This window comes from Alkalicoccobacillus porphyridii, assembly GCF_007293315.1.
Taxonomy (GTDB): Bacteria; Bacillota; Bacilli; order Bacillales; family Bacillaceae_D; genus Alkalicoccobacillus; species Alkalicoccobacillus porphyridii.
Genome location: NZ_VLXZ01000380.1, coordinates 1 through 244, shown reverse-complemented (window position 1 = coordinate 244; position 244 = coordinate 1). Strand labels below are relative to the sequence as shown.

General features: G+C 57.4%; 1 protein-coding gene. It reads right to left on the bottom strand.

Annotation, left to right across the window (positions count from 1 at the left end; all coding sequences use genetic code 11):
- On the bottom strand, nucleotides 1–244 hold a 244-nt coding region (locus FN960_RS24660), incomplete at both ends, for a pyruvate formate lyase family protein (protein ID WP_368854075.1).

Here is a 244-nt window from a genome sequence, read left to right as displayed (position 1 = left end):
AAGCGTTCAACCAGGTCGCAGGCAATGCTGTCTACGCGCTCGTCGTTGTTGCCGTACTGCGGATATTCACCGTCGATTTCAAAGTCCACCGCCAGGCCGTTTTCGTCACGGATTGGTTTCACGCGGGCATATTTGATGGCAGACAGGGAGTCCGTCGCCACCGACAGGCCCGCGATGCCGCATGCCATAGTGCGATAGACATCACGATCGTGCAGCGCCATCAGCGAAGCTTCGTAGCTGTACT